The sequence below is a fragment of the Flavobacterium chuncheonense genome, assembly GCF_042686145.1.
In the GTDB taxonomy this organism is placed as follows: Bacteria; Bacteroidota; Bacteroidia; order Flavobacteriales; family Flavobacteriaceae; genus Flavobacterium; species Flavobacterium chuncheonense.
In genome coordinates this window covers 1-556 of the sequence record NZ_JBHUPC010000014.1, presented here as the reverse complement: position 1 = coordinate 556, position 556 = coordinate 1, and the positions used below count along the sequence as shown (strand labels likewise).

Sequence of the window (556 nt, the reverse complement as noted above, 5' to 3'; positions counted from 1 at the left end):
GATTGTTCGGCTGTGACTTGGTCTAACGACTTTACTACGCTTTCAGATCTATGTGGTGCTACTGGTTCAGCTACTGTAACCTTTACCGCTACGGATGATTGTGGAAACAGCTCGACTACTTCGGCTACTTTCACTATTCAAGATACTACTGCGCCAACTTTAATTACACAAGCGGTAAACCAAACCGTAGAATGTGATGGTAATGGTAACATTGCCGATCTTAATGCGTGGTTAGTAGCTAATGGTGGTGCTTCCTCTTCAGATGATTGTTCGGCTGTGACTTGGTCTAACGACTTTACTACGCTTTCAGATCTATGTGGTGCTACTGGTTCAGCTACTGTAACCTTTACCGCTACGGATGATTGTGGTAACGCTAGCTCAACTACAGCTACATTCACCATTCAAGATACTACTGCGCCAACTTTAATTACACAAGCTGTAAACCAAACCGCAGAATGTGATGGTAATGGTAACATTGCCGATCTTAATGCGTGGTTAGCGGCTAATGGTGGTGCTTCCTCTTCAGATGATTGTTCGTCTGTGACTTGGTCGAACG

The 556-nt window shown here is 44.2% G+C and carries 1 pseudogene; it reads left to right on the top strand.

Annotated elements, in window-relative coordinates:
* A pseudogene (locus ACFS5J_RS11165) lies at positions 1–556 on the top strand (hypothetical protein); the annotation flags it as partial.